We start from the raw sequence: 20,386 nt of genomic DNA, 5'->3' as shown, positions 1-20,386 counted from the left end.
CTATAAGATTAGGTTAGAATAAATTACATAAAAATCCGTGCAAATCCGCTCCCGATAGCTATCGGGATCCTGATAACGAATCCGTCTCATCCGCGTCTAAAAGAAATTAGGGCTTAGTCTCTAAATTCTCTTCTTTTTTCATTAATTGGAAATTCTTTAGAAAACTCAATTTTAAGAATCGTTCCATTATTATTTTCCATAGAAAAAGAAGCTTCCAAATCGTCGCTAAGACCTCTTATAAGACTCAGACCAAACGAATTGATTTTTTTACTGCTGATATTCGCATCAAAACCAACTCCGTTATCTGCAATTGTTAGCAGGTATTTGTCTTCGGTAGTAGGTTCGAGTGTCACGTAAATCATTCCCGTTCTGTTGTCTGGAAAAGCGTATTTTATAGAATTGGTAATAGATTCGTTTAAGATTAATCCCAACGGAACCGCCTGCGCAACATCCAATTCTAGCGGATCAATTTTAAGTTCAAAACGAACGCGCTGTCCAAGCGAGAAAGATTCTCTTAAATATTCGACCAATTCTTTGATGTAATTTTGCATATTGATCGAAGCAATATTTTCTGAATTGTATAATTTCTGATGAATAAGCGACATCGAATGAATACGGTGCTGACTGTTTTTGATAGCTGATAATGCCATATCATTCTCCAAATAAGCCGATTGCGAATTCAGAAGACTGATCACAGTTTGAAGATTGTTTTTGACACGATGGTGAATTTCTTTTAAAAGCCATTCTTTTTCATCAAGCAAATGTCTAAGATTAATATTCTTTTGATTGATTTCTTTTTCTTTCAGTTCTAATTCTGCATTTGTTCTCTGTTTCAGTCGATACCTATTGTACAGTAAAGCAATAGTAAGAACCAACAAAACCAAACTCCAGATCGAAAGCGTATTTAATAATTTAGATTTTTTTAAAGCCGTTTGCTGTAAATCGGTTTCTTTGTCTAATTGTTTGATTTTCTGTTCTTTGTTTTCAGTTTCGTACTGAATTCTAAGTTCTTCAATTTGTTTGTTTTTCGAATAATCTAAAATAGAGTCACTAAACTTTTTGTACAGTTTATGATGCGCCAGCGCCGACTTAAAATCACCATTGAGCGAATCTATTTTATAAAGTGACATTTGCACTGCTTCTGAGTCGTATCTCTTGTTGTATTTTTTAGAAGCGGCGTCAATTTTGTCCAAATACAATTTTGTTTTTTGGAGATTGTTTCGATTGGCATAAAACAAAGCAGCTGACGAATAGGTATTGCAGACGTCTCTAAACGTCAGCGGTGAATCTATACCATCTGCAGCTTCTACAGCTTTTATAAAATGCTTTTCGGCTGTGCCATAGTTTTTTATGCGCCAATAACAATTAGCGTAAGCATAATTCATAAGCATGTCATCAAGTCTATTTGGAGGATCAAATTTGCTTGTTATAGAATTCATGTATTCTATAGCTTCTTTATTTTTTCCTTTCAGAGACAAAGAGGCTGTAGCTGTAATAAAACTTTTGTACCAGCTGCCGCTGTTAAAATTATTTTGCCCGTGTTCAATACTTTTCTGAGACATTTTTATCGCCTCGTCAGTATGTCCCATTTGCAAATAGGCAATTCCTAGACGCATATAAAAGATATCGGCAAAAGTAAAGTCTTTTGTAGCTTCCATGGTTTTGACGCTTTTCATCGCATAATAAAAAGCATCTTTTATATTAAATTGAACGCCTTCGATATATGAAATTGTAGTTTCACTAAATTGCTGCTGTCTGAAACCAATTTTTCGCATCAAAGCAATATTTTGATACAGTATTTTCTTGGCATCGTTTATTTTCCCGTGCCAGAAATAAATCGTACATATTTTTCCTTTGGTTTCAATGAGTTTTTCTTCAAGACCTAAAGTTGTAAATAAGGCTTCGGCTTCTTTTAAGATTTTCTCTTTTTCAGGATCTAAATCGTACTGATACGTTGCCTGGTTAAGTAAAGCATACGCCAAAGCTGCTTTATCATTTTGCTTTCGGCGTTCGTTTACAACCTGCAAAAAGCATTTTTTACTTTCAGGATAATTATTGATTTGGAAATAAAACTTCCCTAAAAGCAGTAAACTCTCGTGCTGCCATTTTTGTATTTTTAACTCATTGCTGACTTTTACCGCATCAGATATATACAGATTGGCATTGGTAATATCTTCTGGTTTTGCATAAGGCTTGAACAAATAATAGATTCCCAATTGTAGAGCGAGCTTTACTTTATCAGCGCCTTTAGATTTTAAATAAAGCTTTTTTGCAGCGTCGATATTTTCTTTTTCGATGAGATCTTTTCCAATTAAATGCGAACCATCATTAAATCCTTCGTCATAAGCTAAAGCAAGAGGAAGTTTATAGGCCTTGCACGTTAATACCACAGCACTATCAGCGTCTATTGCGCCTTGGTTAGAATTATACAGATAAGACGAACTGTTGTGTATTAAAAGACGCTTCTTTTTTAAATCATAATTTGCTGTTGCAGGATGGTTTTGCGCTTCAGAATTAACTGCAATTAAGAGGAGCAGACAAAACGAGTAAAGTAGCTTCATGGTTTAGAGATTAAATTTTAGTAAGTTTTTGATTAACAAATATAAATAGAAACATTTGTGATTATTTGAAAAATAATATGAAAATTAAGGTTAATTGTGATTTTAATTTATCTAAATTTGGAAACCGTTAATTTTAATTATTATAATTAACTATTTTTGTATCAATAAATTAAGTGCAATATAAGACAAATTTACTCACTTATGAAAAAGTCTCCCGATAACGGATATGAAACTGTTTCTTCAGAATTTAGAAAACGGATATTAATTGTAGAAGATCAATTTATTGAAGCTCACGATTTACAGTTAATTCTCGAAAAAGCAAATTATGAAGTTACAGGAATAGCACGGTCGGTGGAGCAGGCTTTGGAACAAATTGAGATTACACGACCAGATTTGGTTTTCTTGGATATTATGCTGAAAGGAAACCGAAATGGTATTGAATTGGCACAAATCCTTAAAGAAAAATATATTGGTTTTATATTTATTTCTGCTAATTCTAGTAAAAGTATATTAGATCAGGCAAAAACTACACAGCCTTACGGTTTTATTGTAAAACCATTTCGAGATCAGGATGTTTTAACAACGCTAGAAATTGCTTTTTATCGCCAGCAGTATAGTTTAGAAAGCCAATTGATACAGCAATTTCAGCTTCAGGCAGCAATTACGGACATTATAAATTCAAATTTAAAGAAAGAAGAAGCTTTATTAGCTTTCGCGAAAGCGGCGCAGACTTTTATTCCTTTTGATTATCTAGAAACAGGTTTTGTGACTACGACACATTATGATAATCTGGGAATTGTCCGCAGAAATTTAGATCAGTATCAGGTTATCAGTTTGCAGAAACTTTCTCAAATAGCGGAAGTGTCTGAAAAAGAAATAAATGAAACCTACAGAAAGTCCAAAATAGATAAAAAGCCTATCATATACAGTGAAGAAGCGTTGATAAACAACTTTCAGGAAGCTCCAATAAAAGCTTTGATTGCGCATAATTTTGGCATAAAATCGTATTTGGTTTTTCCGATTTCTATTGCCACGATCCAGAGCTATCATTTTACTTTTTACAGCCGTAATCTCAATGTTTATTCTCAGGAACATTTACGAATTTTGAGTTCGCTTGAACTTCTTTTCTGCCAGTTTATTGCTAAAATTTATTCGAATGAAGATGTAAATCTGCCTCTTAAAAAAGCAGAAATTAAGAATGCAAAACCAACAAATAGCGAACAAGGTTTTGAAGGAATTATTGGCAACAGTTCGCAGATGAATACGGTTTTTAATTATATCCGAAAAGTTTCTCCTTCCGATACATCTGTTTTGGTTTTAGGCGAAAGCGGTACCGGAAAAGAGAAAATCGCACAAAGTATTCACGCTTTATCGCCAAGAAAAGACAAACCTCTGGTTATTATTAATTGTGGTGCTATTCCAGAAAATCTTGCAGAATCATTGCTTTTTGGTCACGAAAAAGGATCTTTTACAGGCGCCATCGACAGACGCATTGGTAAATTTGAGCTGGCAGACGGAGGAACCATTTTTTTGGACGAAATAGGAGAAATGTCTCTGGAATTGCAGGTAAAACTGCTTCGTGTTCTACAGGAAAGAGAAATTGAACGTGTTGGTGGCACTTCGCCAATGAAAATAGATGTCAGGATTATAGCGGCTACCAATAAAAATCTGGAAGAAGAAGTAGCTGCGGGAAGATTCAGAATGGATTTGTACTATCGACTTCATGTTTTCCCGATTATGGTTCCACCATTAAAAAAGAGAAAAGAAGACATTCCCGATCTGGCGAATCATTTTATAGCGGTTTACAGTGATAAAATGGGTAGAAAAGCGCCAATTCTTTCCGATTTTGCTTTGCAGCAGATTATGAATTACAATTGGCCGGGAAATATCAGAGAACTCGAACATGTCATGCAGCGCGCCATTTTACTGACAGACGGCAATACTATTAAAGAAATTGAACTTTCTATGTCTTCCAAAATGCATCCTGAACAGCCTTCGGAATCATTTTCAATCAAAACAATACTAGAAAACGAACGCGATTATATTTTGTATATCCTTAAAAAATGCAACGGAAAAATTTCTGGAGCAGGAGGCGCCGCTGAAATTTTAGACATTCATCCATCAACTTTAAATTCGAAGATTAAAAAACTCGACATAAAGAAAGGAATTATTTAAATCTCCAGTATACATGCTGTATAAATTAGAACGCGGATTTAACGGATTCGCTATCGCGAAGACGCGGATTGACGCGGATTTTTTTATGATTATTAAATGAATTGCCTCCAGTTTTAACTGGAGGTCAAAAATAAAACAAGTTGTAAGGCTTTAGCCAAACAATAAAGTTAAGCTATAGAAGCAGCTAATTGAAAAATAGGATATAAAATTAAAAATCCGTTTTTTTTCTGCGTCTTCGCGATAGCGAATCCATTTCATCCGCGTCCAATATACGCAACAGGTCAAGAGATTTTTTGAAGCCAATTGGCAATAAACTCAGCCATAGTTTCCCAGTTTTCCTGATTGATGCTCAAATGATTGAAATCGAACTCTTTATAGCACGTAATAGAATGCAGGTTTTTGTATTTTTTGAAATTTAAATAATTCAAAGAAGCTGGAATAAAAGCATCTTCAGAACCCGATACAAACAAAAGCGGATTGTGCTTTTTCTTAAAATCGATTTTGCCATGTTTGGAATAAATATCCCGTAGAATCGATTTAGATTCGGGAATTAATAATGTTTCATAAGTTTCTTTTTGTTCATCAAATGACATTTGATTAGTGAAGTATTGCTGCCATTTTTTAAAAGACATTAAATAAACTTTATTTTTTGAAGTGAAATGTCCTGAAAAAGCCCAAAGAGTTTTATAAAACGAAAAATTATAATGTGTTAGATTGCCAGGCGGCAGAGAATTGATGCAGATTCCGATCGAACCAAGTTGTTTCTGAATAAGTAATTGCGCTAAAAGACCTCCATAAGAATGGCCTATTAAAATGGGTTTTTCGGGAAGTTTATCAATGATTTCGGTATAATAATCCAATAAATCAGATAGACGAATTGAGGCAATTTTTGATTCAGAATGCGCTTGTCTTAAAACAATCGCAGATTCATTTTTGTGTGGCCAAGGAGGCGCTACAGTTTTATATCCATTATCCTCAAAAAAAACAATCCATTCTTTCCAGCAAGCATGGCTGATGAACGCTCCAGTGATAAACATAATCGTTTTTTTATTAGATAAATACATCATATCGAAGCTATTAGGTTGGTTTTTGGAAATCAGTACTATTTCATTTACAAAAAGCAAAAGAGATGCCTTTTTTGTAAAGGATTGATTATAAAAGCATTGTTCTGTAAACCGATTCTAGAATTATTATATATCGTTAAAAACGGGATTTGATTCTTGAAATATCATAATTTTTGAAATAGCAAGAAATGGTAAATGCTTTATTATAAGCTTTCTATGTTTTGGTTTAATCTTTGTCTGTTTGATAAGAAACGAATTGATTTCAATCTTTAACTTATAATTATGGAAAAAATTTATGACGCAGAGACATACTTTGCCGATTTAGGCGATCGCAAAATTGCGTATCGTTCTTATGGTAAAGGAAAAGCAGTAATTTTTGTGAACCGATTTAGAGGAACGCTCGATACTTGGGATCCGCTTTTTATTGCAGAGATGGCAAAAGAGTTCAATGTTATTGTATTTGATTATTCTGGAATTGGCTCTTCTACAGGCAGTCTTGCTCCAGATATTACGATTGTGGCGAAAGATGTAAAAGATCTTGCCGATTTCTTAAAATTAGATTCTGTTATTGTTTTAGGATGGTCGTACGGCGGACTGGTAGCGCAGACGGCTACTTTATTGTATCCAAATCTGGTGACACATGCTGTTTTAGTGGGAACAAATCCGCCAGGGCAAAACGAGATTCCGATTGAGCAAGTATTTTTTGATGCGGCGCTAAAACCATTAAATGATTTTGAAGATGAAATTGTTCTGTTTTTCGAACCAAAATCAGAAGCCAGTAAAGCAGCTGCAAAAGCTTCACACGATAGAATTCATAAGAAAATCGAAGTAGAAAAAATTCCTTCTACGATGGATGTTTTTCAATTGTATTTTGGCGGAGGCGATACTTTTAGAGATGATCCTTTAAATTTTAGAGAACAGCTTAAAAAGACCAAAACGCCTATTTTAATTATTTCTGGAGATCATGATATCAGTTTTGCGGTAGACAATTGGTACCCAATTATCAATCAGATGACAAATGCGCAGATGATTGTGTATTCGGCAACAGGACATGGACCTCAGCATCAATATCCAGAACTTACAGCACAATACATCATTAATTTTGTGAATTACATATAATTACAGTTCAATCAGCAGAACTTATTATATGCTAAAAGGAATAGTGTCAGCAGCTATTCCTTTTTTTTTGAAAATTATCGAAAGATTATTTTGAGCTTGTATTTTATAAAATGATATTTCGCTAAAAAATAGCTTTTAGCGAAATATAACCAAGAAGAATAACCAAATTTAGATTTCGATCGTCGTGTTTATTTTAGGCAGAAACAATTCAATTGAAGCATTTTGAAACGAATCTAAAGCTTTTTGATGATCCATTACGATAAAGCCAAAAGTATCGTAATGAACGCCTAAAACTTTATTTACACCGACCAATTTAGAGGCTTCAATAGCTTCTTCGATTCCCATGGTAAGTCCGTCACCAATAGGAAAAACAGCAAAGTCCAATTTTGTAAATTTGGGAATAAGTTGCATGTCTAACGTCAATGCCGTATCGCCGCTGTAATAGAAATTTCCATCAGCGGTTGACAGTACAAATCCGCAGGCAATACCGCCATAAGAACCATCCATAAAACTGCTCGGATGTTGGGCTACGACACATTTTACGGTTCCGAAATCAAAAGTAAATTTACCGCCTGGATTGATTGGATGCGCATTTTCGATTCCGTTTTTCAATAGCCAATTATAGATTTCAAAATTCCCAAGCACTTTGGCTCCTGTATTTTTCGCAATTCGTTCTACATCCAAAATATGGTCGTAATGTGCATGAGAAATAAAAATATAATCTGCTTTTATAGCATCAACATCAACCTCTTTGGCTAATTCGTTGGGTGTAATAAAAGGGTCAAAAAGAATATGTTTCCCGCCCGCAAAAACAGAAAAACAAGAATGTCCGTAGTACGTAATTTTCATGATAAATAGTTTTAAATCAGTTAATAATTAAAATATTTTTTCCAAGAAATGTGCCATTGAGGAAAAGCAATTTTTTCAAACAATTCGAATTAAAATAAACTCATGCTCTCAGCAATGATAAGGTTCTATAAAGTTAATCTTTTGCTGATTAATTGATTGTGTAACTGTTTCATTTTTAAAAACTTAGTTTCATATTGTAATGTGAAACATCAAATAAATGCACAGACTGATAATTTTCAGAGCAAAGAGGTAATTTTAGTTGAAATAGTAATAATCCTAAAATTACAAATCATGAAAAAAAATGTTCTAGCAGTACTTTTAACAGGCTTGGCAGTATTGACTTTTGTCGATATTGAAGCCCAAACCAAAAAGAAGCCTAATATTATAATGGTAATCTCAGACGATACTGGTTGGGGAGATTTAGGAGTTTATGGAGGAGGAGTTGGCCGTGGTATGCCTACACCAAACCTAGATAAAATGGCAAAAGAAGGAATGCAGTTTTGGTCGTTTTACGGACAGCCTAGCTGTACGCCTGGAAGGGCAGCAATGCTAACGGGTCGTATTCCGAACCGTAGCGGTATGACAACAGTTGCTTTTCAGGGACAAGGAGGCGGTTTGCCAAAAGAAGAATGGACATTGGCTTCGGTGCTTAAAAAAGCCAATTATAAAACGTATTTTTCAGGAAAATGGCATTTAGGAGAAGCCGATTACGCAATGCCAATTAACCATGGTTTTGATAAAATGCAAAACGTAGTGCTTTATCACTTAAATGCTTATACGTATGCTTTTGAGTCTTGGAACCCAGAGATGTCTACACAAATGCTAGATCTTTTCAAAAAAATTACAACAGGTGTGCTTGAAGGTGAAGCAGGCGGAAAAGCGCGTGAAGTATCTAAAGTTACAGAAGAGAATATTGCAGAGCTGGATATGATGATGGTAGAGAACAATTTAAAGCAGCTTGATGAATATGCAAAAAGCAAAGATCCGTTTTTTATGTGCATCAATTTTGCTAAAAATCACCAGCCTAACCTTCCTTCAAAAGAATTTGCAGGCAAGTCTCCAGGAAAAAGCAAATATTCTGATGCTGTAGTAGAAATGGACCATAATGTAGGCCGAATTATGGATAAAATTCGTTCTTTGGGAATTGCCGAAAATACGATAGTTATTTATACAGTAGATAATGGTGCTTGGCAAGACGTACATCCAGATTCTGGATATACACCTTTTAGAGGAAGTAAAGGAACAGATAGAGAAGGAGGTAGCCGTGTGCCAGCTATTGCTTGGTGGCCAGGACAAATTGAAGCGGGAAGCCAAAGCCATGATATTGTGGGCGGACTTGATCTTATGGCGACATTTGCTAGTCTGGCTGGCGTAGAGCTTCCTAAAAAAGACAGAGCAGGTGTAGATATGGTATTTGACAGCTATGATATGTCTAATGTATTGTTTAAAAAAGGAAAACCTTTGCGTGACAGATGGTTTTATTTTACAGAATCTGAATTATCGCCTGGTGCCGTGCGTATCGGAAAATTTAAAGCAGTCTTTAATACCCGTGGAGATAACGGCGCTATTGCAGGAAGTGATATGCCGGGACAACAGTTAGGATGGAGAGGTGATGAAGCTTACATTGCAACGGTTCCAGCAATCTATAATCTTTGGCAGGATCCGCAAGAACGCTATGATTTGTTTATGAATAGCTGGACAGAGAAAACTTGGACTGCGATAATTTTCAATCAGGCTATTGATGATATTATGAAGACTTATGCCCAAACACCACCAAGGCCGCTTCAAAGTGCCACATTTAGTGGAGAAATGACGATAGATCGTTTTAGAACTATGGAACAGGTGAAAAAAATGATGAATGAAAAGAAAACAACTCTCCCTAAGTTGAGTGTAGATTAAATAGTAAAAGACAAAGCCGGACAGTTATTGTTCGGCTTTTTTTCTATATGCAACGATCAAAAATTTTACGCTTTTTTAGTTTCGAATTTTTTAATACTTGTATATACAAATAATATGGTAAAATATAGAATTACTCAACTTTGATGCGTATCTTTGAGAGAATAAAAAAATGAGCCATTTATGAAAAAAATAGGATTTTTATCATTTGGGCATTGGAATAGTAATCCAGCATATCAGACTCGTACAGCGGCAGATACTTTGTTGCAGTCTATTGATTTAGCAGTAGCTGCAGAAGAAATCGGGATCGATGGCGCTTATTTCCGCGTGCATCATTTTGCGCAGCAATTAGCATCACCTTTTCCGCTGCTTTCGGCAATTGGCGCTAAAACGAGCAAAATTGAGATCGGAACAGGCGTGATCGATATGCGGTATGAAAATCCGTTGTACATGGTAGAAGATGCAGGATCTGCCGATTTAATTTCGGGAGGACGACTGCAATTAGGAATAAGCAGAGGATCGCCAGAACAAGTTATTGACGGCTGGAGTTATTTTGGCTACGAACCTGAAAAAGGCGAAACCGATGCTGATATGGGCCGTAAAAAAGCCTTAGAATTTTTGGATAAACTGAGCGGAGAAGGATTTGCAGAACCAAATCCGTATCCGATGTTTCCGAATCCGCCTGGATTGTTGCGTGTTGAACCGCATTCTGAAGGATTAAGAGAACGAATCTGGTGGGGAGCTGCGTCTAATGCAACCGCTATTTGGGCAGCTGAAAACGGAATGTATCTTCAGAGTTCTACGTTAAAATATGACGAAAACGGAAAACCTTTTCACGTTCAGCAAGCCGAGCAGATTAGATTGTATAAAGAAGCTTGGAAAAAAGCAGGACACGATCGTGAAGCAAGAGTTTCGGTAAGCCGTTCGATTTTTGCCATAGTAAACGAACAAGATCGATATTACTTTGGAGGACAAGGAAAAGCTGCTGATAGTTTTGGTTATATCGAACAGGATAAAAGAGCCATTTTCGGTAAAAGCTACGCTGCCGAACCTGACAAACTAATAGCAGAATTGGCTCAAGATGAAGCTATTCAGGAAGCAGATACAGTATTGCTGACTATTCCGAATACTTTGGGTGTCGATTATAATGTACATGTATTGTCTTCTATTTTAGAACATGTTGCTCCTGCGTTGGGTTGGAGATAAGTTTTGATAAAGATTAAGATTTAAACCCGACAGGTTTTCAAAACCTGTCGGGTTTGTTTATGTAAAATTGTTTTGTCTTTGATTTTCAATTTCTATTCGCATCATTCGCCTGTCTAATTCCTTTTGGATCTATTAGATTAAAACGATACACAAAACTCAGACGATATCTTGCCGCATTCGGAATGCTGTTATCTCTAATGACATAATCAGCTCCTGTTGTAATACTTTTGTTCTGACGGAGATTAAAAGCATTCGTAACATCAAAAACAATTGTCGCTCTATCTTTCAGTAAAAGTTTGCTCAATCCGAAATCAATAGATTGTAAAGCATTGTTGGTGGTTTGCGCATTGCGTTTTTCGCCACGGAAATTATATCTTCCCTGAAAACTAAATTTGGACGGAAGTTTGATCTGCGTGCTTAAACGAGCGGTAAAGTTTTCACTGCTGAAATCTAGATTTTCCTGCATATAATTTCCTTTCTGTTTAAAATGAAAATAATTCATTTCGGCATTAATCTGAAGCCATTTTAACGGATTGTACAAGGTAGATAATTCAATTCCGCTTCGTATTTCATAATCGATGTTTATGGGCGTTGTCAAAAAGATATCATCTTGGCGATACGTATAATCCTGAATGTAATTTTTTTCATATTGATAGTAAACAGAAGGATTTAAGGTGAATGTTTTCCAAGTTTTTAGAAACGCCATTTCAAAAGCATCGGTATAAGAAGGATTTAAATCGGGATTTCCAATGTATTGTGCATTCAAATCGGTGACTTCGTTAAAAGGATATAAAGCATACAAAGAAGGACGTCTAATGCGTTTGCTGTAGTTTAATTGTAAAGTCGACTCGTCAAACTTATAACTCAGATTAACAGTAGGAAACAGTTTATTGTATTTTTTTTGATCATTATAAGCGTTTTCTGCATCTTTAATTGAAATATTGGTGAACTCGGTTCTCAAGCCAAGCATATAGCTGAATTTATTGATTTTACTGCTGAATTGTGTATAAGTGCCCGTTATGGTTTCATCATAGTTTAAATCGTTATCAATATTTCGATACACCACCCAATCATTATCCTGCTGTTCTTCTGCTAAGTAGTCACTAGAAACCGTTCGGATTTCCGTTTTTATTCCAAATTCCAAAACAGAAATGCTGTCAATAGGCTGGATAAAGTCGGTTTGAGCTAGAAAATCTCGGCTGTTTCCTATCGAACTGGTTCTAATGCCTGGATAAAGCATTTCATTAGGAAGCAAACGCTTTGTAGAAAGATCCCATTTTTTGTCGCTGTTCCACCAGTCGTATTGCACATCAATGGTCCATTTTTTTGTTTTCTGTTTAAAAGTTCGGGTATAATTAAATTCGAACTGACTGTAATCGCGCTTTTCTTGTGATTTTCCATTTCGTACCAAAAGACTATCTGGCGTTGTACTTTCTATATCGCTATCATAATTGTATCGCAAATCGGTTTTGTCATTGTCGCGAGTTGCATTCTTTAAAAAAGCAGCGGTAATCGTTTGATATTCATTAATAAAATAATCAGCACCCAAATAAAGCAATTTCCCATCATCATGGCGGTCTTCATTTTGCACACGATTCATGTAATTTGGCGCAGTCGTACTATTCGTTACCTGATTGGTAGTGTACAAGCCTTCATAATCCGTTGAGCGAATGCTGAAATTAGAGAAAATATTGATTTTGTTCGATTTATAATTAATGCTTGGATTAAGACGGTTATCCTGTGGAGAACCCGCAACTAATCGTACCTGACCGCTAAAACCGCTTTTTTTGTTCTTTTTCAAGATGATATTAATAATACCCGCAGAACCCGCAGCATCATATCTCGAAGACGGATTGGTAATAACTTCAATTCGATCAATCTGATCGGCTGCAATCTGGTCAAGCGCATTGTTTTGGGTAAGTCCAGACTGTCTTCCGTTTATCAATACCAAAACATTGCTGTTTCCTCTAAGACTTATGGCTCCAGCGGGACTAACTTGCACTGAAGGAACACCATTTAAAACATCATGAGCAGAACCATTTTGCGAAAGCACATCTTTGCCCACTTCAAAAACTTTTTTGTCCAATTTTAAGCTGATATTCGGTTTTTGACCATTTATTTCAACCGCTTTTAATTGCACAGCATCGGTGCTTAAATTAATTGTGCCGAGTTCTATTTTAGGTTTTCCTGATAGGACTAAAGACTGGATATGATTTTGATATCCCGCATAGCTGAAAGAAATGGTTGCAGAATCGGTTAGAATTCCTTCCAAATAAAACAAACCCTGATTATCGGTAACGCCGGCTGTTATGGTTTTAGAAGCGCTGTCTTGTATCGTTACGGTTACATAAGACAATGCTTCTTTTGTGGTACTGTCTTGAACTTTACCAGAAATAGAAATTTGCTGTCCTATTCCGAAAAACGGAATAAGTAAAGCTAAAGTGTTGATTAGTAGTTTTTTCATGCTGATTGATTTTTGATTGATTTTGTTATGCAAGATTAGTCCATAAAACAAAGTACAGCGATCAAAAACATGCAAACGGCTCTGAGAACTTCTCAAATGCATTTCTCCATTCGATATTTATTTTATCTTTATCTCATGTATAAATCTTACTTTTTTATCATTTTATTGCTGCTAATGCTTACTTCTTGTAACCATTACAAAGAGTATATTACAACAGATGTAACTTATACTGTTGATTCCGATCATGAGCAGATTGAATGGGGCAAGCCGTACAGTTCCAGTTTTAAATTCCAAACCAAAATAGAGATACAGAAGCGAAAAAATCCATCTGAAGCTTTGGGACTTCAGGTTAATTCTTTTGGTGCTTTTGATGTGTATTGGGATGGTATTCTAATTGGAAATAATGGTCAAATGGCTAAAGCGGGCCGTGCTGAGGTACCTGGAACAGAAATGACGTACTATCAAATACCAGAAACATTAGCCAATCTAGGAAAACATACGGTTACCTTAGTTGGCACACAAACCGATCTTAGAGAAGCACAACGAGGGAATGATGTAAAACTAAAAAGCTATCTCCAGCTTCATCGTTCGCCACTTATTGTAATATCTTTTATGAATCTTATGGCAGGTGCTTTCCTGATTGCAGCGATATATTATTTCTTTTTATATATCAATAGCAGTAGAAAAGAATTAGCCGTTTTGCTTTTTGGAATTATCTGTCTGCTTTTCTTCTTCTTGTTAATTATCGAATATATAAAGTACTATTTGTATATTCCTTACACTGAATATTATACTCGTTTGAAAATTATCGGCTGGCTGACTTTTGCCATTTCAATGCTCGTGCCGTGGTATTTTATGCTACAGTTTGAGTTTAAAAGAAAGAAACTGGTTTTGGTTCTTCTGTTTATGGCTCTTGTGGCGGTTTATATTGGCTTTTATGGACATTATGATATTTCGGCAGCGTATTTTACCATTACAGCCCGTTTGTTTTCTCTTTTAATTGCTATTGATGCCGTAATTAGAAAAGTAAAAGGTGGACTTATTGTTGCCACAGGTTTATTGGCTGGCGTAGCGGTAAATTATTTTATGTTTTATGATTTCGGATTGTTTATTGCTTTTACCATTTTGGTGCTTTGCATGCTTTATCTGCACACGATACGTACCAAAGCAATGGAGGAAGCACATAATGCATCATTGCTGTTTTCTTCAAGATTGCAGTTAGAACTTGTTAAGAAAAATATTCAGCCGCATTTTCTTCGCAATACGTTAACTTCATTGATCGATTGGATTGAAGAATCACCAAAAGAAGGCGTAGTTTTTATTCGCGCTCTAGCCGAAGAATTTGATATTATGAATGATATTGCTGAAGATACGCTTATCCCAATTCGACAAGAAATTGACTTGTGCCGAAGACATCTGGAAGTAATGTCTTTTCGAAAAGAGATTTGTTATGAATGGCAGGAAGAAGGGATTGAAGAAACTGAAATGATTCCGCCAGCAATTTTTCATACTATTATAGAAAACGGAATAACGCATAGTCTTCCTCCAGAACAAGGCTGTATTGTATTCTGTTTAAAATTCGTTAGAGAAAAACAATTCAAGCAATATACTTTACTGACGTTTGCTCAAAACAGGCAAACCAAAAAGAACAAACGAATCGGAACTGGTTTTAAATATATAGAAGCGAGATTAACAGAAAGCTACGGCACTAATTGGTCTTTCGATTCTCATGCTGTAGAAAAAGGGTGGGAGACTGTTATTAAAATTTTTAATTAAAATGAAGATACTCATAATTGAAGACGAAGCCCGTATTGCCAAGAGAGTAGAGCGAATGACTCGCGATTTCTTTGACAAGGATGTACAAATTGTACTTGCTGATTCGCTAGAAAATGGTCTTTTAGCTATAGAAAAACATTCCATCGATCTGCTGCTTTTGGATTTGAATCTCAACGGAGAAGATGGTTTTGAAATTCTGCAGACTTTTGTGGCAGGTGCGTTTCAGACTATTATCATTTCGGCTTATACCGATAAAGCGATTACCGCCTTCAATTATGGCGTTCTAGATTTTGTGCCAAAACCTTTCGATCAAAATAGATTGGCGCAAGCCTTTACGCGTTATACGGCACAAGGAAAACAATCGGGTGGCGATGTGCGTTTTTTGGCCGTTAGAAAAGCAAAGACATTTAGACTTGTGCCAGTCAATGAAATTCTATATATAAAAGGTGCAGGAATTTATACGGAACTGCATTTAGTTAATAATAAAATAGAACTGCACGATAAATCGCTTGAAGCCTTAGAAAAACTGCTTCCTGAACCATTCGAAAGAATACATAAATCGTATATTCTCTGCTGGGAACAAGCAGACAAAATTGTCGTTGAAGCAGGAGGAAAGTACAGTATGCAACTCAAAAACGGAGCTTTACTGCCTATTGGACGTTCTAAGTATAAAGAAATTAAAAATAAACTGATTTAATACTCGCGAATCAATGCAAATAATGCTGTCCTATAGTATTCAAAACAATATTCATGACTTGTTTAGTAATTAAAAAAATAAGTGCCATACTTATCACTCGAATAATTAAACTAGACTTTTTGAAATTGAAGACAGAAAAATAGTGATAGTAGAAAATAATAAGATATACGAAGGTAAGCACAGTCAAGAAATTGTTTACTACAAGAAGAAAATCTCGGTTATCAGTAAAAATCATAATGACAGGCAAAATAAGGCTGATTGTTAAGATTCCGCATTGCAGGTACAGATTGAGAACTAAATTCTCGGTATAGTTTTGTTTGCTTTTTTTGAAGAGTAAAAAACTGCCAAGAGCGATAATCGGAATATGTAAAAACACAGTAAACTTTGAATAGTCTTTTAATATTTTAAAAAGCCCAGAAAGCTCTGTTTGATCATATATTGATGAGGTATCGATTTTAGTCCATTTTTTTAGAAAATAACCTATGGTCAGTAAAAGAATTATGGTGGCAAAATAATTAAAATGCTTGGTTCTTTTTCCTTGAACATATTCTCTAATGCTGTTTCCAGGTCGAGTAAACAGCTCTTTTATGGTATAGAAAAAACCTTTGTCGAAGTGAAATATTCCGTGAATGAAATCGTGTTGAATAACGTGAGATAAAGAAAATCTATGTGTGGATGCTGATTGGCTGCAATTGCTGCAAAATTTACCTGCGATTTCTTCATTGCAATTTAAACAGTTACTTGTCATTGGTCAGTTTTAATTATTGGTCAATTTTAGGTTAATTCTTCTGTTTTATCCTTTGAATAGTGGCGTTTTGTAAAACAGATTCGCGAATGTACTTAATTTTTTGTATTTATTATTTAATAAATTTCCGCTTAAAGCGAAAAAAATATTGTAATGCGAAAAATGCATTAACTAATAAAAAAATAGCATTTTTAGGCATAAGTTTTTTAGTTAGTTTTATCCTCAGAACAATAAACCATTTCTATTATACTTGCAAATTGTCACAAAATGATAACGACCCAAAATCTTATAATAAAACCGTATAAAGCAGAAGATTCAGAATCCTTTTTTGAAGGTGTAAACCATAACCGTGACTATTTGTATGATTACTTTGCCAACATGATCAAAGTGAATGACAGCTTGGAGTCAACAAAAAAATATCTGGAGCAGAAAGAAATAGAATGGCAGGAAAATAAAAATTATGCCTGCGGTATATTTAAAAAAGAAAGTAATGAACTCGTAGGTCACATTTCTGTGAGAGACATAGACTGGAGAATACCCAAAGGAGAATTGGCTTATTTTATTTTTGAGCAGTACGGCGGTAATAATTATGCTGCCGAAGCTTTAAAGGCTTTTAAAAATTGGTGTTTTACAGAAAAGAAGTTTAATAGGCTTTTTATGAAAATCGCTGCAGATAATACAGCCAGTATTAAAGTTGCCGAGCGCTCTGGATTTATTTATGAAGGACTTTTAAAGAAAGATTACAGAAAAGCGGAAAAAGATTTAACTGATATGAAAATATACGGATACACGGAAGAGCTGGAACTGGTAAGAACGACTTCTCAAAATACAGATTTTTCAGAATTAATTGTACAACTAGATGCAAATTTAGCAAGTCGCAATGGCGAGATGCAGGAGTACTTTAATCAGTTTAATAAGGTCGATGCGATTAAACATGTTGTTATTGCTTACATCAATGGCATTGCAGTTGGCTGTGGAGCCATAAAAGCATTTGACAGCGAATCTGCTGAGGTAAAACGCATGTTTGTTTCTGAAGAATATAGAGGCAGGCGTATAGCTTATAAAATTTTGAACGAACTAGAAAGCTGGGCAAAAGAATTAGGTTATACATCGACGGTTTTAGAAACGAGCAATGTACAAACAGAAGCAGTGGCATTGTATACCAAAACTTATGCAATTATTGAAAATTACGGACAATATGCAGGAATAGAAACGAGTATTTGTTTTAAAAAAGGATTGTAAATACTCATATTAGCTTTTTAAACTAAAACAACTTCGATGCTTTTATTACTAAACATCGAAGTTGCAGGGTTTATTTTTCGGTTCAAATTGGTTTAAAAATTATATTATGCTATAGCGCATCCCAAGAGGCACTTGGGTAGTAGATAGAGCTTGTAACTGGAGCTTTCCAATACTCTTGGCTTCCGCCACGGAAAGTGTGAAGACTCACCGCATTCACATTTCGCTTAGCATCGTTGGTCACCCAGCGAATTTTCTGATTCAATATCTCCGTTCCATTTACATAATATTTCACATATCCGTCGGTATTCGATCCTGTGTTTAATTTCACAGAAATCTGGCAGTTGTAAGTTACACCTTCTTGGATGTAATATTTCTTGCCAAAGTCATTTCCATATTGCCCAGGCTGATCTCTGTAATATACATACGGTTGAAGATAAGCTCCGCTTCCTTTTGCAGAGTTAGATCCATTTGGGCAATACCACATAAATCTGGCGCTTCCTCCATTTCCATCCCATGCTGCATCGCCTCCAGTATTTTGGTCACCAATTAAGATTCCGTATCCGCATTTACCGCCACGGCTCCAGTAGAATCCGTTGTTAAATTTCATTTGAAACCAAACCGTATATACGCCGGTAGACCAAACTCCATAGGATGTGCACAAACCACCAGGACATGATAACGTATTGGTTTGCAGAGTGATCGTTCTTGCTCCAGCCGAACCTTTGGCTGTGGTACTTCCTTCCAATGCAGCATTGGCAGAAATGCTATCTTGGCTAGCAGCTTGCGGTATTTCTTTTTTAGCAGTTTGAGGCACTTCTAAATCTTGTTCCTTTTCGCAGGAATTAAACACTAATGCTATGGTAAATAGCAAACTAGTTAATTTTAAGATTCTTTTCATCTTTTAAATTTTAAGGTTAGTAACAATTAATAGTTAGTAAATAGTAGTAGTAAGTATTTGATACCGAAAGGTGTAAAGTTGATTATTATTAATTTATAAGAGGAGCAATTAAGTACGATTTTACGTATACAATAATCCTGAGAAATAAATAATTTGTACAAAATGACTTGTTTTTAAGCTAATGTTTTCATTTCTAGAAAAGTGGAAGTTTTTTCTCAATTTTAGAAAAGAACCTTTTTAGTGCAAATACCAATGAAATCAGGTATTGTTTTCCGCATTTGACATCAGTAAATTTGTCTCAACCAAAAAGTATCAATAATGAGAAACATTACTATTAAAAGTTCTTTATTAAAGAGATCAGCATTTTTAGAAAGTGCAACATCAAGTTTAGTTAAACAGATTTTCTATATAATCATGCTGCTTCCGTTTGCTGCAGTTAGTCAAAAAGCAATTGAGCCTGGCAGTAAGGATATAAACACTAAATATATCAAAACTGGAAAATCATTATACACCGTTTATTATGTAAAGGATACCAGTTGGGTAAAACAAGGATCATTAACGTATGATATTGCATTAGCCAATAATCAGCTAAGTTTAACCAATCTTTATACTCCAAAAGACAACAGTAGAACTACTTCCCACATTTCTGTGGCAGATGCTCAAACACTGAAAGCGATTAGTTACAACGGTGACCGAAAGGAAACAAAATTAAATCTGGATTTTGTCGGTACGATTACAGGAAATTATTATTCGAAGAAAACCAAAAAGGATAAAAAATTGACATTAAATGTAAAAGAACCTTATTTTGATTTCAACTGGAGCGACCATCTAATCGTAACATTGCCATTAGATGTTGGCTATAAGGGGCGTTTTCCACAATTCTACTATAGCGATGAGTCTAAAGTGTATGTAGAATATTATACGATTAAAGAAGTTAAAAGTTTTGTTTATTACTCTCCGAAAACAGGAAAGCACGATTCTTGGCTCGTAACCGTTTTAGAAGAAGCTTCTGGAGGTATTTATAATTACATCATAGACAAAAAAGACCATCGTCTCTGGCGTCGCGAAATGTCTATGGGCAAAAATATGTGGGAAGTTACAGTTAATGAAGAGTTGGATTATCAGCCTATCAAGAATCAATTTGATAAAGAACTTTCTATTCAGCAAATTTCAAAAGGAAACAGTGTAATTATAGGAACAGCCTACGCGCGAGCAGACTCGGGTAAGCGATTAGGCGGTTTGGTGAATACGGCTAAAAAACAGTATGCGCCAAGAGGAACTGAGATTACGCTTTTTCCAAGTTCTGCTTATTATGAAGAATGGGTAGAAGTCAACAAGAAAATTCGCAAACAGAACAAAATGCCTGAAGTTCCTTTGAATAGTGATTTTGGCTATGGTGTAAAAAAAGCAAAAGTGTATGATGATCAAGGACATTTTGAATTTGCAGATCTGATGCCAGGAACCTATGTTGTGATGGCTAGCTTTGATTTTTCTAATTCTTATAATTATTCTTATGTTAGCGGTTACACCAATTATTATAACTATTACGGATATGCGGGCTCAACGACCAATTATGGTTCGGCAAGGCAATACTATACTGATAAAGCCAGTATTGAGAAACGCGTAACGATTGATAAGGATGGAGAGAAGAAGGAAATCAACTTAAAAGAAATGTAAGATATCAATATCTAAAA

The 20,386-nt window shown here is 35.3% G+C and carries 14 protein-coding genes; 8 read left to right on the top strand and 6 right to left on the bottom strand.

Annotated elements, in window-relative coordinates:
* Positions 1-113: 113 nt before the first annotated feature.
* Positions 114-2,561: a sensor histidine kinase gene (locus tag ACWA1F_RS08305; RefSeq protein ID WP_456893191.1), complete on the bottom strand. Its 2,448-nt coding sequence runs from the start codon at positions 2,559-2,561 to the stop codon at positions 114-116.
* 201 nt (positions 2,562-2,762) lie between these two features.
* On the opposite strand from ACWA1F_RS08305, the gene ACWA1F_RS08300 reads away from it, so the two are divergent.
* Positions 2,763-4,736 carry a sigma 54-interacting transcriptional regulator gene (locus ACWA1F_RS08300; protein WP_456893189.1) on the top strand — a complete coding sequence of 658 codons (1,974 nt, stop codon included), beginning with the start codon at positions 2,763-2,765 and terminating at the stop codon, positions 4,734-4,736.
* Positions 4,737-5,017: 281 nt separating this feature from the next.
* Here ACWA1F_RS08300 and ACWA1F_RS08295 read toward each other — a convergent pair whose 3' ends face one another.
* Positions 5,018-5,803 carry an alpha/beta hydrolase gene (locus ACWA1F_RS08295; RefSeq protein WP_456893187.1) on the bottom strand — a complete coding sequence of 262 codons (786 nt, stop codon included), beginning with the start codon at positions 5,801-5,803 and terminating at the stop codon, positions 5,018-5,020.
* Between the two features lie 279 nt (positions 5,804-6,082).
* Here ACWA1F_RS08295 and ACWA1F_RS08290 point away from each other — a divergent pair, with 279 nt between their 5' ends.
* A complete protein-coding gene (locus tag ACWA1F_RS08290; RefSeq protein WP_456893185.1) occupies positions 6,083-6,919 on the top strand; it encodes an alpha/beta fold hydrolase in 837 nt (278 codons plus the stop codon).
* A gap of 168 nt (positions 6,920-7,087) precedes the next feature.
* Here ACWA1F_RS08290 and ACWA1F_RS08285 read toward each other — a convergent pair whose 3' ends face one another.
* Positions 7,088-7,768 (bottom strand): metal-dependent hydrolase, encoded by a 681-nt coding sequence (locus tag ACWA1F_RS08285; RefSeq protein WP_456893183.1) that lies wholly within the window; start codon positions 7,766-7,768, stop codon positions 7,088-7,090.
* Between the two features lie 291 nt (positions 7,769-8,059).
* Here ACWA1F_RS08285 and ACWA1F_RS08280 point away from each other — a divergent pair, with 291 nt between their 5' ends.
* Together ACWA1F_RS08280 and ACWA1F_RS08275 are read left to right on the top strand one after the other, a co-directional pair.
* Positions 8,060-9,667 carry an arylsulfatase gene (locus ACWA1F_RS08280; RefSeq protein WP_456893181.1) on the top strand — a complete coding sequence of 536 codons (1,608 nt, stop codon included), beginning with the start codon at positions 8,060-8,062 and terminating at the stop codon, positions 9,665-9,667.
* A gap of 180 nt (positions 9,668-9,847) precedes the next feature.
* Entirely contained in the window at positions 9,848-10,870 is a 1,023-nt protein-coding gene (locus ACWA1F_RS08275) for an LLM class flavin-dependent oxidoreductase (protein ID WP_456893179.1), read from the top strand.
* Positions 10,871-10,955: 85 nt separating this feature from the next.
* On the opposite strand, the gene ACWA1F_RS08270 is transcribed toward ACWA1F_RS08275, so the two are convergent.
* Entirely contained in the window at positions 10,956-13,334 is a 2,379-nt protein-coding gene (locus ACWA1F_RS08270; protein WP_456893177.1) for a TonB-dependent receptor, read from the bottom strand.
* Between the two features lie 135 nt (positions 13,335-13,469).
* On the opposite strand from ACWA1F_RS08270, the gene ACWA1F_RS08265 reads away from it, so the two are divergent.
* Complete coding sequence (locus ACWA1F_RS08265; protein ID WP_456893175.1) at positions 13,470-15,110, top strand: histidine kinase; 1,641 nt, start codon at positions 13,470-13,472, stop codon at positions 15,108-15,110.
* Between the two features lies 1 nt (position 15,111).
* Positions 15,112-15,807: a LytR/AlgR family response regulator transcription factor gene (locus tag ACWA1F_RS08260; protein ID WP_456893173.1), complete on the top strand. Its 696-nt coding sequence runs from the start codon at positions 15,112-15,114 to the stop codon at positions 15,805-15,807.
* 10 nt (positions 15,808-15,817) lie between these two features.
* Here the strand turns inward: ACWA1F_RS08260 and ACWA1F_RS08255 are convergent, their stop codons facing one another.
* Positions 15,818-16,555 carry a DUF3667 domain-containing protein gene (locus ACWA1F_RS08255; protein WP_456893171.1) on the bottom strand — a complete coding sequence of 246 codons (738 nt, stop codon included), beginning with the start codon at positions 16,553-16,555 and terminating at the stop codon, positions 15,818-15,820.
* A gap of 264 nt (positions 16,556-16,819) precedes the next feature.
* Between ACWA1F_RS08255 and ACWA1F_RS08250 the strand changes: the two genes are divergently transcribed.
* Positions 16,820-17,794 (top strand): GNAT family N-acetyltransferase, encoded by a 975-nt coding sequence (locus tag ACWA1F_RS08250; RefSeq protein WP_456893169.1) that lies wholly within the window; start codon positions 16,820-16,822, stop codon positions 17,792-17,794.
* Between the two features lie 109 nt (positions 17,795-17,903).
* Here ACWA1F_RS08250 and ACWA1F_RS08245 read toward each other — a convergent pair whose 3' ends face one another.
* On the bottom strand, positions 17,904-18,692 hold the full coding sequence (locus ACWA1F_RS08245; RefSeq protein ID WP_456893167.1) for a polysaccharide lyase: 789 nt from the start codon (positions 18,690-18,692) through the stop codon (positions 17,904-17,906).
* A 318-nt stretch (positions 18,693-19,010) separates the two neighbouring features.
* Between ACWA1F_RS08245 and ACWA1F_RS08240 the strand changes: the two genes are divergently transcribed.
* Entirely contained in the window at positions 19,011-20,369 is a 1,359-nt protein-coding gene (locus tag ACWA1F_RS08240; RefSeq protein WP_456893165.1) for a DUF3108 domain-containing protein, read from the top strand.
* Positions 20,370-20,386 lie beyond the last annotated feature (17 nt).

The organism is Flavobacterium erigeronis (genome assembly GCF_054075165.1).
The sequence above is the reverse complement of the archived record's forward strand: the minus strand, read 5'-3'. Positions and strand labels throughout refer to the sequence as shown.